This window comes from Thermodesulfobacteriota bacterium, assembly GCA_025062045.1.
Taxonomy (GTDB): Bacteria; Desulfobacterota; Syntrophorhabdia; order Syntrophorhabdales; family JANXAF01; genus JANXAF01.
Genome location: JANXAF010000003.1, coordinates 24,135 through 40,352, shown reverse-complemented (window position 1 = coordinate 40,352; position 16,218 = coordinate 24,135). Strand labels below are relative to the sequence as shown.

At 43.9% G+C, this 16,218-nt stretch carries 16 protein-coding genes, 1 tRNA gene and 1 pseudogene; 3 read left to right on the top strand and 15 right to left on the bottom strand.

Features of this window, described 5'->3' with window-relative positions; translation table 11 throughout:
* Window positions 1–19: 19 nt before the first annotated feature.
* Window positions 20–547, top strand: coding sequence for an isochorismatase family protein (locus tag NZ583_03030; GenBank protein MCS7280587.1), 528 nt, complete (start codon window positions 20–22; stop codon window positions 545–547).
* A gap of 3 nt (window positions 548–550) precedes the next feature.
* Here NZ583_03030 and NZ583_03025 read toward each other — a convergent pair whose 3' ends face one another.
* The 14 genes and pseudogenes from NZ583_03025 to NZ583_02960 all read right to left on the bottom strand — a co-directional run bounded on the left by NZ583_03025 (window position 551) and on the right by NZ583_02960 (window position 14,654).
* A complete protein-coding gene (locus NZ583_03025; GenBank protein ID MCS7280586.1) occupies window positions 551–1,780 on the bottom strand; it encodes a hypothetical protein in 1,230 nt (409 codons plus the stop codon).
* Window positions 1,781–1,817: 37 nt separating this feature from the next.
* Window positions 1,818–3,266, bottom strand: coding sequence for an NADH-quinone oxidoreductase subunit N (locus NZ583_03020; GenBank protein ID MCS7280585.1), 1,449 nt, complete (start codon window positions 3,264–3,266; stop codon window positions 1,818–1,820).
* Window positions 3,266–4,822, bottom strand: a complete 1,557-nt coding sequence (locus tag NZ583_03015) for an NADH-quinone oxidoreductase subunit M (protein ID MCS7280584.1) — start codon at window positions 4,820–4,822, stop codon at window positions 3,266–3,268. Before NZ583_03015 ends, NZ583_03020 begins: the two co-directional genes overlap by 1 nt.
* A gap of 10 nt (window positions 4,823–4,832) precedes the next feature.
* Window positions 4,833–6,767, bottom strand: a complete 1,935-nt coding sequence (gene nuoL / locus NZ583_03010) for an NADH-quinone oxidoreductase subunit L (GenBank protein ID MCS7280583.1) — start codon at window positions 6,765–6,767, stop codon at window positions 4,833–4,835.
* A gap of 7 nt (window positions 6,768–6,774) precedes the next feature.
* The gene (gene nuoK / locus NZ583_03005; GenBank protein ID MCS7280582.1) at window positions 6,775–7,083 is read right to left on the bottom strand and encodes an NADH-quinone oxidoreductase subunit NuoK; all 309 of its coding nucleotides are present in this window, start codon (window positions 7,081–7,083) and stop codon (window positions 6,775–6,777) included.
* Between the two features lie 2 nt (window positions 7,084–7,085).
* Window positions 7,086–7,595: an NADH-quinone oxidoreductase subunit J gene (locus tag NZ583_03000; protein ID MCS7280581.1), complete on the bottom strand. Its 510-nt coding sequence runs from the start codon at window positions 7,593–7,595 to the stop codon at window positions 7,086–7,088.
* Between the two features lies 1 nt (window position 7,596).
* Window positions 7,597–8,007 (bottom strand): NADH-quinone oxidoreductase subunit NuoI, encoded by a 411-nt coding sequence (nuoI, locus tag NZ583_02995; GenBank protein MCS7280580.1) that lies wholly within the window; start codon window positions 8,005–8,007, stop codon window positions 7,597–7,599.
* Between the two features lie 3 nt (window positions 8,008–8,010).
* A complete protein-coding gene (gene nuoH, locus NZ583_02990) occupies window positions 8,011–8,997 on the bottom strand; it encodes an NADH-quinone oxidoreductase subunit NuoH (protein MCS7280579.1) in 987 nt (328 codons plus the stop codon).
* A 54-nt stretch (window positions 8,998–9,051) separates the two neighbouring features.
* Window positions 9,052–10,995, bottom strand: coding sequence for an FAD-dependent oxidoreductase (locus NZ583_02985; GenBank protein ID MCS7280578.1), 1,944 nt, complete (start codon window positions 10,993–10,995; stop codon window positions 9,052–9,054).
* Window positions 10,992–12,161, bottom strand: a complete 1,170-nt coding sequence (gene nuoD, locus NZ583_02980; GenBank protein ID MCS7280577.1) for an NADH dehydrogenase (quinone) subunit D — start codon at window positions 12,159–12,161, stop codon at window positions 10,992–10,994. The genes NZ583_02985 and nuoD overlap by 4 nt, the downstream gene beginning before the upstream one ends.
* The gene (locus NZ583_02975) at window positions 12,162–12,656 is read right to left on the bottom strand and encodes an NADH-quinone oxidoreductase subunit C (protein ID MCS7280576.1); all 495 of its coding nucleotides are present in this window, start codon (window positions 12,654–12,656) and stop codon (window positions 12,162–12,164) included.
* Window positions 12,653–13,141, bottom strand: a pseudogene (locus NZ583_02970) (NADH-quinone oxidoreductase subunit B). The gene NZ583_02975 and the pseudogene NZ583_02970 overlap by 4 nt, the downstream one beginning before the upstream one ends.
* On the bottom strand, window positions 13,132–13,485 hold the full coding sequence (locus tag NZ583_02965) for an NADH-quinone oxidoreductase subunit A (protein MCS7280575.1): 354 nt from the start codon (window positions 13,483–13,485) through the stop codon (window positions 13,132–13,134). The pseudogene NZ583_02970 and the gene NZ583_02965 overlap by 10 nt, the downstream one beginning before the upstream one ends.
* A 140-nt stretch (window positions 13,486–13,625) precedes the next feature.
* Window positions 13,626–14,654, bottom strand: coding sequence for a radical SAM protein (locus tag NZ583_02960; GenBank protein ID MCS7280574.1), 1,029 nt, complete (start codon window positions 14,652–14,654; stop codon window positions 13,626–13,628).
* Between the two features lie 115 nt (window positions 14,655–14,769).
* On the opposite strand from NZ583_02960, the gene NZ583_02955 reads away from it, so the two are divergent.
* Together NZ583_02955 and NZ583_02950 are read left to right on the top strand one after the other, a co-directional pair.
* Entirely contained in the window at window positions 14,770–15,543 is a 774-nt protein-coding gene (locus NZ583_02955; GenBank protein MCS7280573.1) for a DUF364 domain-containing protein, read from the top strand.
* A complete protein-coding gene (locus tag NZ583_02950) occupies window positions 15,518–16,132 on the top strand; it encodes a hypothetical protein (GenBank protein MCS7280572.1) in 615 nt (204 codons plus the stop codon). Before NZ583_02955 ends, NZ583_02950 begins: the two co-directional genes overlap by 26 nt.
* On the opposite strand, the gene NZ583_02945 is transcribed toward NZ583_02950, so the two are convergent.
* Window positions 16,114–16,205: transfer RNA gene (locus NZ583_02945), tRNA-Ser, on the bottom strand. The genes NZ583_02950 and NZ583_02945 overlap by 19 nt on opposite strands.
* Window positions 16,206–16,218: the final 13 nt, after the last annotated feature.

Below are 16,218 nucleotides of genomic sequence, written 5' to 3'. Positions count from 1 at the left end.
ATACTATCGAAGAGATTCTTTGATTGAACCCGACGATTGTCTAGTCGTTGTGATAGATATGCAGGAACGGCTCGTTCCTGTAGTCGCGGAAAACGAATCTCTTATCCAGAGTGTAGTTAAATTGCTCAAATTCTCAAAGCTTATGAATATCCCCGTCCTTTTTACAGAACAGGATAAGCTCGGCTCTACAATAAAAGAGGTGAGAGATGTTTATGATGTGAAACCTGTTAGTAAAATCCATTTCAATAGCTTTCTATGTCCGGAATTCGAGGCGGAAGTTGAAAAATCCAAAAAAAGGACCCTCGTTATAGCGGGTGTGGAGTCACATATTTGTGTTTTGCAAACGGCCCTACATGCCCTCCAAAGCTTTTCAGTCCATGTCCTTTACGATGCAGTCTCATCTAGAAGCCTTTTCCATAAAAACATAGCCATAGAGAGAATGAGGAAAGCAGGATGTGTAATTTCAACGACTGAAATATTCATGTTTGAACTATTAAAGAGGGCAGGAACTCAGATCTTTAAAGAGGCCTTATCCCTTATTAAATGATCTTCAGTCCTTTTTGAGATAGACGAGGTCGAAGGGAGAAAAGTTTCCTCCCTTCCTTATTTTTGCAACCGATGCATCGACACCAAAGAGTTCCTTTATTTCGAGCTCCCCTTTAAACTCTCCTTTTTTTACCCCGATCGGAACCCTCGTTCTCTCGTCAAATACCTGACTACCCGGCGCGTAAACCTCAAGGATATCCCCCACCTTCAACCCTGAAAGCCTTCCCGCATTTACGTATATTAAATCCTTCTCCACTGAGGCCACCCTTGCGTGCCAGTCTATCGAAAGTACAGCCCGGAGGAGATCATCGATAATTATCTCTATGGCTAGATCTATGGCTCTTATCTTAGCCTTCTCAGAACTGAATTCACCACTCTGTCTGGATAATGATACAGGGTTCCTTCCGGAAAGCTTTTTGAGAAGAAGTCCCGTCTCTGTACTGTACACGTTTATGTTCACATTGGCTATTGCAAACGATATCTCTCTGTCATCTCTTCCATCGAGTTTAGATGTGGATATATACACATCGGAAATCTCACCTGAAACGACAGCCTGTATACCATATATTTCGTTGAGAAGCCTCATATTAGCCATCTCAGTAAGTGAACCTTTTAAGTCAATATTCGAAGGCTCTACACAGACAACATTTCCCGTCCCTTCAAGCCGGTTTATCAACCTTCTAGTTACCATTTCGGCAAGCTTCTCTTCTTTGTAATTCGTTTTATCATCAAAAGGTACGACAACCACCTTCCTTCTCATCCTCGGAGATGGAAACTCAAAGGGTATTGGGCTTACGGCAACCGGAGGAATTATAGAATAACCTCCAAGCTGGTGTGGATAGACCACCTGAGGCTGAAGACCTCTCTTTTTCAATTCCTCCTCGAGTTTCGCTATCCTTCTTTCCAACTCTTGTCTTTCCTGCCTTCCAGCGATAGCACCAGATATTGCGTCCGCAAGACCCGGTCTGTACTGATCCCTTCTAACCCATATGTACTCTGGCTCTTGCGGAGAAAGTGCAAACCTTCGATTTCTTACATATATGTACTCAACACCGTCTATTACCTTTATATCTCCAGGCTTGGGCTGCTCTGGCTCTACTTTTTCAGCCTTCTCCTTCTTACTTTCCTTCGCAACTTGCGTTTGTGCTACATCTTTCTTTTTGCCGAAGGGAGCGTATGTACAGGAACCACAAACAATTGAGATTATGAGAGTAAAAAGAATGGCCTTTCCCATGGGCTGATTATAATTTAGGCAGACTGTCTATGTCAAATCAAATTAGAGTTGAGACAGCCTTTTGGGCCATAATCATAAACATTCTCGGAAAGATTCCCATATAGATCAGGAAAAAGATGCATATGAGGGATACAAGGATATAAGGCGAGGACAAATCGATCTCGCCTATGTCTTTTACAGGTTCCTTAAAGTACATGTACATGATGACCCGTAAATAGTAGTAAGCGGCAACCACGCTATTTAGAACACCTATTATTGCGAGCCACACGTACCCAGCTTTAATAGCAGCTGAAAACACGTAGAATTTTGCCATAAACCCGGCAAGTGGCGGAATGCCAGTGAGAGAAAGAAGGAATATGGTAAGACAAAGAGCGACAAAGGGGTGTCTTCCCGAAAGACCAGCGTAGCTATTTATGTCCAGATTCTCCTCTCCTTTCCTACCAAGTAGGATCACGCAGGCGAATGCCCCTATGTTCATGAATGTATACGCCATAAGATAGTAAACGATACTAGAGGACAAAGTCTTCTGCCCCGTAACGAAAGCGATGAGGACGTACCCTGCGTGGGCTATACTGGAATACGCAAGCATCCGTTTTACGTTGTCCTGGACCAATGCCGTAATATTCGCGTAGCTCATGGTAAAAGCCGCAATAAGCCACAAAATGTCACCCCATTCCTCTATGAGCGGAAGGAAGGCCTTATAAAAAACCCTAAGGAAGGTGACAAAAGCCGCACTTTTGACCCCCGCCGCCATAAACGCGGTTATCGAGGTGGGAGCACCCTCGTATACGTCGGGTGTCCACATATGAAATGGCACAAGGGCGATCTTAAACGCAAACCCGACGATCAAAAGAGCAACCCCGAGCATTAAGACCGTTGAATAGTTCCCCTTCGAGACAAAATCAGCGTATCCCGCAATATCTAGAGAGCCTGTACTTCCGTAAAGAAGAGCAACTCCATAAACAAAAAAGGCACTCGAAAAGGCACCTAGAAGGAAGTATTTAAGGGATGCCTCAGCCGATTTTGCATTTTCCCTAAAAAGTCCACAAAGGATGTATACCGAAATAGACATAACCTCAAGTCCAATAAAAATCGTAAGAAGATTATTAGATGATACCATTATCATCATGCCCAGAGTCGCAAAAAGAAGAAGCGAGTAGTATTCGCCTGATATGGCCTGCTCTCTTTCAAGATACCCCAGAGAAATGATGGTAATGAGGATGAGTACTACAAGTGAGAGACCTTTTGTGAAGCTTCCAAGGCTATCCACTGTGTATAGCCCGAAAAAGATATCGCACCAAAGGCCAGAAATTTTGAGTAAAAATATGAGGGCCAATACCGCCCCAACAAGCGTCAAGATCCCAAGAAAGGATCTCGACTTTTGTCTTGTGAAGGCTTCGAGAAGAAGCGTAAGAAGGCCAAAGCCACAAATTATTATTTCAGGCATCACAAGTAATAGCTCTTCCACTGGAAATCTCACTTCCATCACTTCTCTCCCTTAAAAGTTATGATCGTCGGTAATGTGGAGGTTTGTTCGACTTTCGAGTAGTATGCATTTCTCTCATTCACAAACCTTAAAAACTCTTCAACGCTTACGTCCATCTTTTTAAAGAAGGCCTTTGGATACACCCCCATAAGGATTATGAAAAAAACTATGCAGGACATTATGAAGATCTCTCTTTTGGAGAGATCTTTAAGATGCTTATTCTCCTCGTGAGTTAACACCCCAAACATAACCCTTCTAAACATCCATAGCATGTAGACAGCGCCCAGTATAACTCCCGTAGCTCCGAGTATCCCGTATATTTTTTTAGCTTTAAACGCACCAAGAAGAATTAAAAATTCCCCAACAAATCCGTTCGTGCCGGGCAAGGCGATGGAAGAAAGGGTTACTATCATGAAGAACACAGCATAAACCGGCATGACTGAGGATAGTCCACCGAAGTCAGCGATCATCCTCGTGTGTCTCCTCTCATAAAGCATACCCACAAGGAGGAACAGCCCACCGGTTGAGATTCCGTGGTTTAACATCTGATAAATGCTTCCTTCCACACCCTGCATGTTAAAGGCGAACATACCAAGCATAACGTATCCTAAGTGGCTAACGCTCGAAAATGCTATAAGCCTTTTGAGATCCGGTTGCATCATGCTCACTATTGCCCCGTAAATTATGCCAATTATGGCAAGCACAGACATGAGCGGAATGGCATCGTAGGCCGCCTTTGGAAAAAGCGGAATGGCAAACCTGATAAATCCGTAAGTTCCCATTTTTAGAAGAACGCCAGCCAGTATCACACTACCCGCCGTGGGAGCTTCCGTATGAGCATCGGGAAGCCACGTGTGGAATGGAAACATTGGAACCTTAATAGCGAAGGAGATGCTGAATGCAGCAAAGAGGACATATTGTACAGAAATAGGGATATGGGCTGTGTAAAGCTCCAGAAGATCGAATGTAAAGATTCCTTTCTCTTTAAAATAAAGATAGTAAAGCGCAAAAATGGCAAGAAGCATAAGTACACTTCCTGCCATAGTGTATAGGAAAAACTTAACTGCCGCATAAATCCGCCTTGGGCCACCCCAAACCCCAATAAGGAGGTACATTGGCACAAGCATGAGTTCCCAAAAAACGTAAAAAAGAACGAGGTCCAGGGCACAGAGGGTTCCAACCATCGCAGTCTCTAGAAAGAGGAAAGATATGTAATACTCCTTGATCTTGTCCTTTATGTCAGTCCATGAGCAAAGTACGCAAAGAACGGTAAGGAACGTGGTAAGCAGTATAAGAAGGAGACTGATTCCGTCTATCCCCAGGTGGTAAGCGATACCCCATTCAGGAAACCAAGGGTACTTTTCTATAAACTGCATTCCTCTCTTTGTTTCGTCAAACTCAAAGAAGAGGGGGAGTGAAACGAAGAACTCCACCACCGAAAAAATGAGGGCAGTTGTTTTTATAGCCAATTCCTTTTCCCTTGGAACAAAAAGCAGTGTGACAGCCCCAATAAGCGGTAAGAAAATGAGAATACTAAGGATTGGCAAATCCATCATACAGCGCTCCTTACGGTATGACTTTTACTAGAAGATAACCCATAACCACAATGGCACCGATTATCATCGAAAATGCGTAAGCCTGCACGTACCCTGACTGTAAAAATCTCAAAAGGCTTCCGAGGCCTCTCAAAATGTACCCTAGTCCATTAACAATGCCATCGATTATCGCCTCATCAATGAAGTTCTTCAGAAAGGTTCCAAGCCTCAAAAGGTTCCTCACAAATAGATAACCGTATACCTCGTCCACGTAGTACTTGTTGTGGATAGTCTTGTAAAGGGTCTGGTGTCTTTTCGCAAAATCCTCTGAGAGCTCCGGTTTTTTGAGATAGTAAGTGTACGCCACGTATATACCTATAAGAGCCACAATTACCGAAAGAACCATAAGGCCAATCTCTAAGGCCGCAGAGTGGTAGAGAGGCTCATGCGCTTTGGCAGATTTGAATACCGGTTCGAGGAAATGCTCAAAGTGGGCTCCGCCTCCCAAAACATGGGGGATGCCGACATAGCCACCGATTATCGAAAGAATCGCAAGAATGACGAGGGGAACCGTCATTATTTTGGGTGACTCGTGTACATGGTGCTTCAATTCTTCGTCCATCCTTTCTCTTCCGTAAAAGACGTTAAAGAGGAGCCTAAACATATAAAAAGCCGTCATTCCAGCGGTGACAAGGGCAATTGCGTACACAAAGATCCCCCCATGGGGTGACGAAAGAGCTTTCCACAGAATCTCGTCCTTCGAGAAAAAGCCAGAGAATCCGGGAATCCCTGCAATGGCAAGACAGGCAACGAGGAACGTCCAATATGTTGTCGGTAAATACCTTTTTAGCCCTCCCATCTTTCTCATATCGAGTTCACCTGCTAGCGCATGCATGACACTTCCGGCTCCCAGAAAGAGGAGTGCCTTAAAGAAAGCGTGCGTCATGAGATGAAATATTCCTGCGGCATATGCGCCAACTCCTACTCCCAAAAACATGTATCCTAACTGACTTATTGTGGAGTAAGCCAAAACCCGTTTTATGTCGTACTGGGCAAATCCGATAGACGCTGCAAACATGGCGGTTAGAACTCCAACTATTGCAACTAAAGACATGATTTCAGGAGCCATACTGTACAGAAAGTTGAGTCTCGCAATCATGTAGACTCCAGCCGTAACCATAGTTGCTGCATGTATGAGGGCACTTACTGGAGTTGGACCTTCCATGGCATCGGGAAGCCACACGTAGAGGGGAATTTGGGCCGACTTTCCCGTTGCGCCAATGAAAAAGAGGAGAGTAATTAGGGCAACTACGTTCCTGTCAAGGAGAGTCACATTCTTTTCGATCTCTGAAAAGTTGAGTGTCCAGACCCCCTTTTCCCCAAGTGAAAGGAAAAGGAGGAATATTCCTAAAAGAAAGCCGTAATCACCTATTCTATTCACAATAAACGCCTTTTTACCTGCGTTTGAAGCAGAATCTTTTTCGTACCAAAAACCGATGAGGAGATACGAACACAGACCCACACCTTCCCATCCGACAAACATAAGAAGAACGTTATTTCCCGTAACAAGTATTAGCATCATGAAGACGAAGAGATTGAGATAGGTGAAATACCTAGAGTATCCGGGATCGTCGTGCATGTACCCAACCGAGTACACGTGAATTAAAAAACCGACCCCTGTGACAATAAGGCACATGACGATCGATAGAGGATCTATCCGAAAACCAACCTTTGTTACGAATTCTCCCGAAACTATCCAGTCGAAGATATCCTTTTCGATGAACCGTGCCTGCGGAGGAAGCTTAAGAAGCTCAATAAAGATCAAAACTGATACACAGAAAGAGAGGAATACGGAAAGGCATCCAACCCAGGATACTACACTTTTTGGAATCCTTTTACCCAAAAGTCCATTTATTAAGAATCCAATAGCTGGAAACGATGGAATCAACCATATGTGTTCTGTCATCTCCACCTCATCCCTTAAGTAGATTCATTTCATCCACACTTATAGTTCCTTTTAGCCTATGTATCATCACAAATATGGCGAGTCCGACCGCTGCTTCAGCTGCAGCAACAGTCATCACGAAGAAAACGAAGATCATCCCTTCTAGACTCTTATGAATCCCAGTTGCGGAAATGAATGCTAAGTTAGCCGCATTAAGCATAAGCTCGATACACATAAAGATTACTATTCCGTTCCTCCTCGTTATAACTCCAATGGCCCCTATTGTGAAGAGGACTGCACTCAAAAGAAGATAACAATCATAAGCTGTCTCCACCATTATTACTTCCTCCTTTTAGCCAGGACAACTGCCCCAACAATGCCAACGAGCAAAAGTATGGATGCAATTTCGAACGGAAATAAATACTTTGTGTAAAGAAGCGATCCCACTGACTTTACGTCCCCAGAAGGGATTGCTCCAGGTTTAAATTCAATTACTCTGTAATAATAGATACCGATAGCAACCTCGATAAAGAGGAGCATTGTGAGAACTATGGCAAAAATGTTGGACGGTTTAAGCTTTCCTAGCGCTTCGGGGCCTCTCTCTACGTGGATAAGCATAATTACGAAGAGAAAAAGCATCATTATTGCGCCTGCGTAAACTATAACTTGGGAGATAGCTATGAAAGTCGCGTTTAATAGGAAGTAAAGAACGGCCAATGATATGAAGGTTACAACGAGCCAGAGGGCACTGTGTACAGGGTTTCTTCTCGTAACCATCATTATCGAGGAAAATATTGCAAGAATCGATGCCAGGATAAATACTACCCACTTTAATACGATGGCTGCCATCCTACACCTTTTCCTTTAAAGATATTAACTTTTCCTTCGTCAGTATAAAGTTTGCTTTATCGTAATGCACGTACTCGTAATTCGTACTCATCCTTATCGCATTTACGGGACAGACCTCCTGACAGAATCCGCAATATATGCATCTTAGGGCATCTATCTCGTAAGTTATCGGGTACCTGGAACCGTCTTCTCTTTCACCGATCTCTAACGTTATGCACTGGGACGGACAGTACGCTACACATAGGCCACAAGCCACACAGATCGTTTCCCCCTTCTCGTTGGTCATAAAGTAGTGTATCCCTCTCCATGTCGGATAGGGCGTTCTTTTTTCCTCCGGATACTGGATCGTAATTGGCTTTGAAAAGAACCTACTCAGTGTGAGTAAAAGACCTTTCACAAGAGGTATTATCATAGCTCACCTCACGGCAACGACGAAGGAGGTCACGACTATATTCAAGATCGTGAGAGGAATAAGAACCTTCCAGCCCAGTTTCATGACATGGTCGTACCTGACTCTAGGATATGTAGCTCGAACCCACACAAAGACAAAGATTATCAAAAAAACCTTTATGAGGAACCACACAGGTCCGGGAAGTAAAGGTCCGTGCCATCCACCCAAAAAAAGAGTAGTCGCCAAAGCTGCTACAGCTATCATATGGGTGTATTCTGCAAAGAAAAAGAGGGCAAACTTCATACTGCTATACTCTATGTTAAATCCGCAGGCTAACTCACTTTCCGCCTCTGGCATATCGAAAGGTGCTCTGTTAAGCTCGGCGAAGGCGCAAATCATATAGAGAATAAATGCGAAGGGCTGATAAACGACAAACCACATATCCTTTTGGGCGGCCACTATCTCAGTAAGTCTGAGCGATCCAGAAAGGATGAGAACTCCTATTATGGCAAGGCCCAACGATACTTCATAACTTATCATCTGGGCTGCGGCACGAAGTGCTCCCAAAACCCCATATTTATTTCCAGAGGACCACCCACCAAGAACGATTCCATATTCACCCAGTGACGCGACGGCAAAAAGGTAGAGAAGCCCAATATCCACATCTGCGATAACAAGCTTTATCTCTCTTCCGAAAAGCCAAATACGGTCTCCGAACGGGATCACAGCCACCATAGCTATCGCGGCTGTAATGACTATCATAGGAGCAATGATATACAAAGGCTTATCTGCCCTTTCAGGAATAATGTCCTCTTTGAAGAACGATTTGATGCCATCCGCAAGAGGCTGAAGTATACCAAAGGGACCGGCTCTGTTGGGACCGTATCTTATCTGGATCCGGGCAAGAACTTTCCTTTCGAAAAGCGTAAGATAGGCCGCGAAAAGCATAAGTAGCGCAACAACAATCACATTCTTTAAGACAACTTCCAGGACAAAATACAAACTCTCCATATTTGACCTTCCCTAAGCTAATCGAATTCGCCTATCATCTCGTCCAGATGAAATCTAGACCGCAACCATTCCAATCCTGTAACACCTTAGGCATCTCATGGACTCGTAGAGAGCTTCATCCGGTCTATAACCCTCCTCAACCTCATCGAAAACCCATTTGCGAACCTCTGGATCGAGAGCCCTTAGGTGAATCCTCTTCATCTTTGCTGGGATCTCTAGTTTTTCGTCCTTATCGAAGACCTTTAGATCAGCAAATAGCCTAACGAACCTTTCTTCCTCTGAAAGGCGGAGTTCTTTTCCTCTAAGATAAAGATCTATCATCTCCGCTGCCCTTCTGCCATTACCGGCTGCTCGAACAAGAACATCCGGACCCGTCACACAATCTCCTGCCGCAAAAACACCTTCTCTTGTTGTGAGAAAGGTTTCAGGATCCGCGTAGATTGTGCCCCTTTTCGTTACATTTACACCATCCTTTTCGTCTAGGAATGAAAGATCGATTGCCTGACCTATGGCAGGAATAAGGATGTCGGTTTCTATGACGAATTCGGAACCTGGTACCGGAACAGGTCTTCGCCTGCCACTTTCGTCAGGTTCGCCAAGTTCCATTCTTATGAGCTCAACCCCTGTGACCCTTCCATCTCTTTCGAGAATCCGCACTGGATTACAAAGAAAGTGGAATTTAACACCCTCAGCCTCAGCATCTTTTATTTCATGAGGATCGGCGGGCATCTCTGCTCTTGACCTTCTGTAGACCAAATTTACATCGGTTTTACCAATCCTGAATGAAGTTCTCACACAGTCTATCGCCACATTACCGCCGCCCACAACAACCACTTTTTTTCCCTCAGGATAAGGGTCGATACCGCAGTTTATGTCATAGAGATACTTTATTCCCGGAATAAAACCTTTAAGCCCCCTGTCCTCTCCCTCAACGCCCATCTTCGTACTCGTCTGTGCGCCGACCCCTATGAAAATCGCATCAAACTCTTTCTTCAGTTCTGAAATCGTTACATCTTTACCGACCGTCACGTTGTACTCTATCTCTACACCCTGCCTCCTAATAATATCTACTTCCCGTCTTAGAATCTCCCTTGGCAACCTGTAATCTGGGATCCCAAAGGCAGCCATTCCTCCAGCTTCATTGAGTCTCTCAAAGATTTTTACTCTGTATCCCCTTATGGCAAGGTAGTAGGCGCACGAAAGCCCGGCAGGGCCTGCTCCTATAACGGCAATTCTTTTCCCGTTTGTCGGATTCTTGTTTATCAAAGGCTCTTTGTTCGTCTCGATCTCATAATCGGCTGCAAATCTCTTAAGCCATTTTATTGAAACCGGTTCGTCCACAAGAGCTCTTCTGCAATTCTCCTCGCATGGTCTCACGCATACCCTTCCCAGGGTTCCAGGAAGGCATGTCTTATTCCTTATGGTCATTAAAGACTCTACGAACTTCCCTTCCCTTATCTCTTCCACGTATTTCGGTATGTCAAGGCCACTTGGGCATGCGCTCATACACGGTGCCGTAACAGAGTATCTATATGTCGCTTTTTTTCCTACTCTTTCACCCGAAAGACATTTTTCAATCTGATGACTGAAGTATTTGAGTATATCAAAGAATGGTTTAAGCCCGGTCTGGCCTATTGAACATTTGGAGCTATCCCTTATGTACTCTGCAACCCTTATTGCCAAATCAAGATCTTCCCTTTTACCCTTTCCTTCGGCAATCTTCTTTAGTGCCTCTACAACAACGTACGTACCTTTGCTACATGGTACACATCTTCCGCACGACTCCTTCTGCACCGCTTCAAGGTAAGCGACAAGCATATCGATTAAATCTAAATCTTCCTCAAAAATGACTATACCATCCCAACCGAAAAACGCTTTAATCTTTTCCCCTTTAAAAAATTCTTCGGGTAGACGAATCTTTGATGAAATGTACTCCGTTTCTGTTTTGTTTCTATTATCCAGTATGTGTCCTTGCCAAGAACTAAAGATTGCTCTCATCGATCTATCTCTCCAAGAACGATGTCCACACTACCTATGGTTGCGATTACATCAGCAACCATCTGTCCTTCTATCATCTTTGGAAGGGCGCTCAGATTGAGAAACGATGGAGGCCTTATCCTGAATCTGAAAGGCTTTTCTGTGCCATCACTCACTATGTAGAAACCAAGCTCCCCTTTTGGTGCTTCAACGGATGCGTAAACTTCCGCTTTTTCGGGCCTAAATCCCCCAATTGCGATCTTAAACTGCCTAATGAGCGCAGCTACATCGGTCATAACCTCGTCCTTTTCGGGAAAAACAGCTTTTGGAAAATTCGCTTTGTACGGACCGGAAGGCACTCCTTCTATGGCCTGGGATATAATTCTTGTAGACTGCCTAAGCTCCTCAATACGTACAAGGTATCGATCATAGACATCTCCATTCTTTCCAAGAGGCACTATGAAGTCAAAATCCTCATAACTTGAGTAAGGATGGGCCTTCCTCACGTCATAATAAACACCGCATGCCCTAAGTACCGGACCTGTAACTCCGTAACTTATAGCCTCTTCTTTTGATATAGCCCCGATCCCTACGGTCCTTTTCCTCCATATAATGTTCTCCGTAAGCAAGGTTTCGTACTCCTCAACCCTTTTCGGAAAGTCCTCCACAAACTCTTTAACCTTCTTTGCGAATTCGGAATCTATATCCCTTGCGACCCCGCCTATCCTTATAAAACTGGGGGTGAGTCTCGCTCCTGTTATGTACTCTATAATATCGAGAACCTTTTCTCTCTCCCTGAACGCGTAAAAGAGAACCGTCATCGCTCCGATATCAAGCGCGTGCGTTCCAAGCCAGAGTAGATGAGCTGCGATCCTCTGTAGTTCACAGAGGATAACCCTTATATACTGGGCCCTCTTTGGAACCTCTATCTCTGCTAATTTTTCAACCGCTAAGCAGTAGGCAAGATTATTAGATAGTCCATTCGTGTAATCGAGCCTGTCGGTGAAGACGAGTGCCTGATGATACGTTTTTGTCTCAGCAAGCTTTTCCACTCCTCTATGAAGATAACCGATGTGGGGGGTAGCTTTGACAATCGTCTCACCATCTAGCTCTAAAAGTAGCCTCAGAACCCCATGTGTCGCCGGATGCTGAGGCCCCATGTTGATGGCGAGATAGGTGGTTTCCATTTACTCTTCCTCTTCCAGTTTGACTTGATAAGGTTTTTCGAAGTCGTATCCCTCAGGGGGAAAATCTTTTCTCAAAGGATGCCCATTAAAGTCTTCCGGAAGCAATATCCTTTTTAGGTTAGGATGGTTTTTAAACCTTATTCCGAACATATCGTATGTTTCCCTTTCCAGCCAATCTGCCGCAAGCCAAAGATCGCTTACACTCTCTATTTCCTCTCCTTCTCCGAGTCTGACCTTTATTCTTACTCTATCTCCGTCCCTCATAGATCGCAGAAAGTAGACCACTTCAAAACGCAAATTTTCACCGAAGTAATCCACCCCGCACAGATCCACAAGCATGTCATAGTGGAGATCGTTGTCATGTCTCAAAAACTTAAGGACCTCTTTCTGACCTTCGAGTTTTACAGCGATTGTAGTCTCACCCTTTTCCTTTTTTACGTTCACGATATGGTCCTTAAATTTCTCTAAAAGCCTTTCCAATTTTTCCTGTTTCATGGAATCGTTATGAGTTTCCTATCTTTTACGGTTTCCCTTTCAATCTTCTCTTGGAGCTTCATCAGGGCTGTTAAAAAACTTTCAGGTCTAGGAGGACAGCCAGGCACGTACACATCAACGGGAAGGATCTGATCAACACCCTGTACCACATTGTAGGACTTAAATATTCCCCCTGTACAAGCACAGGACCCAAAAGCTATAACCCATTTAGGCTCTGCCATCTGCTCATATATCCTTTTGACCATGGGAGCCATCTTTTTTGTGAGTGTACCGGCCACAAGCATAAGATCTGCCTGCCTAGGTGACGGCCGGGCCACTTCCGAACCGAACCTTGCCATATCTACTGTTGCTGAACCAGCAACAATGAATTCAAGGGCGCATCAGGCAAGGCCGAATGTCAAAGGCCAGACAGAGTATTTTCTTCCCCAGTTTACGAGTTTTTCAAGAGAGGTTACAAGGACGTTCCTCTCTAATTCTACTCCCATTCTAGCGCTCCTTTCTTCCAAACGTAAGCATACCCTGCAAAAAGTATAAAGATAAAGACGAGCATCTCTATGAAGCCGAAGAGCTTAAGACCCTTTGCTATTACAGCCCATGGATACATAAATAGAACCTCTATATCGAAGATGAGAAAGAGCATGGCGAAGATGTAGTATTTGACACTTATCCTCCGTCTTGCGGGACCTATGGTTGTCATCCCACATTCATAAGGCGAAAGTTTAACTTTCTTTATCTTTCTTTCTCCTAAGAAATGGGAGAGCCCAACGATTAGAATCGCTATAAAACTTGCAATCACAAAAATTACGAGAATACCGAAATACTCTTTCATGCGCGGCTTGTGAAAAAAAGTTCTTGAATTTTTATTTCACAACTTAAGTGGTTTGTCAAGAATAATCTTTAAGGACGATTGCTCGTCTGCAAAAAGCTACTTTTAAAATTTATTTTTAAATTTAAGACGCTCGAAATGGATCAACAAAAGGTTTCTGCATTGAGCTTAAGAACTGTCATGTACTCTTTTTGGTTTCTCACAAACTGACCTAAATTTCCCAGTCTTACATTTACGAGCCCTGCATCCTTTGCCACTTTGTAGGCGAGGATCATCTGTTCGAAGGTGGGGCTCGGGTTATTTTTGAGTTTGTACTCTCCAAAGAAGGCGAGAATGGTAAAAGGGATACGAGGATCGATTTTTGATAGATGTTTGCTTATCATCTTAATCTCGTCAATCTCCACCCATCCTGGAATAAAGAGGGTTAGTACCTCAAGTACGAATCCTCTCGCGAGAATCTCCTCCGGAAGCCTAAGGATCCATCTATTGTCTACTCCAGTTAGTTTTTTGTGAACTTCTGGATCGTAAGCTTTTATATCAAGCCAAAAAGAGTCTATTCCTGATCGTCTCATTTTGTCTAAATTGCCTCTGGTTAGCCCGTAGCCATTCGTTTCAAAAAGAACCCAAAGTCCAAGATCCATCTCTTTTATTCTTTCCGCGGCTAATAAGTACCATTCTGGATTACATGCCAAGTCTCCTCCTGTAAAAGAAACGATGTTTCTTGCAGGCCCATAACCCTGGAATGATAGGAGTATCTGGTTCGGTTCTAGTCTATTGGGACAAATCGCAGAACGCTTATTGGATCTCACACATGTCCCGCAATGATGGCAAAGATCATGGGCATGAAATGATGTAGCTCTATCTCTTGGTTCTCTTACTGTGACTATTTCTGCGTATCTTTTTGCCCACTCGGCAACATCATCGGGACTTGTCCATCTTCCTTTTTTGAACTTTGTAAATTCCCAAGAATGGCATTTGAGACAGGATAGATTACAACCGGACTGATATATTGAAAGATAGTCCTCCGGCCGAGAAAGTAAAGAAGCCGTGATAAGACGATACGGGGTATGATTTTCCCATTTCAATGTCACTCGGCATGCGACATCACTTTTTTTGAGAGATCCGTTATAAAAAGTTTGGCACTTTCCCTGTTCAAAGCCTTCTTCTTTCATCCTGCAGATTCTAGAATGTGAATTTTCTTCCATTGATGCTGCCCACAGTTATTTTACCCCTATCAAAAAGAGAAAGCATATAGTACGACCTAAAAAAATGTGCAAAAATATAACTATGAGTACGATCATAGAGGAACAGTTGCTTTTACTTCCCCAATCGAACGCAAAAGTAGAAGCGATAGGTATAGGGAAGAGGTACTTGGCCATAAAGCTCAATTCCGGAAGATGCGCCGTATCTTATAGGCCGCAAGAGGAAGCTCCCTTTCCTCCCCTTGACACGGTAATCGGTAAGCCCGCAATTGAGATCGCAAAGATGGCAATGAGTGAGAAAATTTCAGAAAAAGCGATAGGTATTGCCGCAATAAATGCCCTTATAGAACATCCACCTTACATAAGATACGGCGACCCACTGGATGCCATCGACTGGAAAGGGAAAGTTGTTGGTATGATCGGTTATTTCCATCCCGTTGTGAAAAAGTTTGGGCATATGGCAAAAGAGATAAGGGTCGTAGAGAGAAATCATAAAATCGAAGGTGTCCAGCTTTTCGAGCCAAAAGAAGCTCTAGATGGTGCCCAAATAGTTATTATTACGGGATCTGCCATTCTTTACGGAGGTATGGAGGAGTATCTCCAATTGAGCCAAAATGCCGAAGAGGTTTTAGTTTTAGGTCCCACATCGAGCATGCATCCAGAACCCTTCTTTAGAAGGGGTGCCACAGTAGTTGGCGGAGTTGAGGTACTAGATGATAAAGTTCTCTTTTCTTCTGAGAAAGGATGTGAAGATGTCTTTTTCGCATCGAGAAAGATATACTTTCACGTCTCCGACTTTAAAGAGAAGATCAAGGGAAAGATTTGGGCTTCTTATGATTTTTGTTGGAAGAAGGGGTAACGAAGATTCCTGGAGGAGTTTTGAGACCGACCCTACTTTGAGGATTACAAAAAAACGTATCTATGAACGGTGTGTTCCGTGCTTAAGTGATCTTTTAAAAGCCTTAAAGAGATCACCTCACGAAGTTAGTCTCGAAATACCTATGGAATGTTGGAAGCTCAGTGTCATACTTCCTTCCTATGACGATTGTATGAGGCTTTTGGAACTCTTTTCCGAACTCTTCCCCAACGAATACGTTTACGGAAAGTTTGGAACTGGAGATAAGAAGAAGCCAACCAAAGTCGTTGTCTTCCATTTGGATCAGAACGTAGAAAGACTTAAAGATATTGAGCCCAAGGTGCTAAGTATCTGTAGTTCGCTTACTGTACCGTTTGAGATAAAGACCTCAAGAGGCTGCTCCCATCCATATGAAGTTCTTTTCGGTCCACACGAAATGTGGAAGAAGAAGATGGCGGTGATCAACTGGAAAAGACTGGAAGAAGTTATTCAAAGTCTTGAAAAGATGCTCTACGGATTTGAAAAAGTTTCGGAGATGGCGAATCTCGGGAGAACCTGGAATACACCTTTTAGCGGAGAGGAAGGGATTTGAACCCTTGGTCCCGCTATTAGGCGGGACACTCGCTTAGCAGGCGAGCACCTTAGACCAACTCGGTCACCTCTCCGTTTTGACAAAGT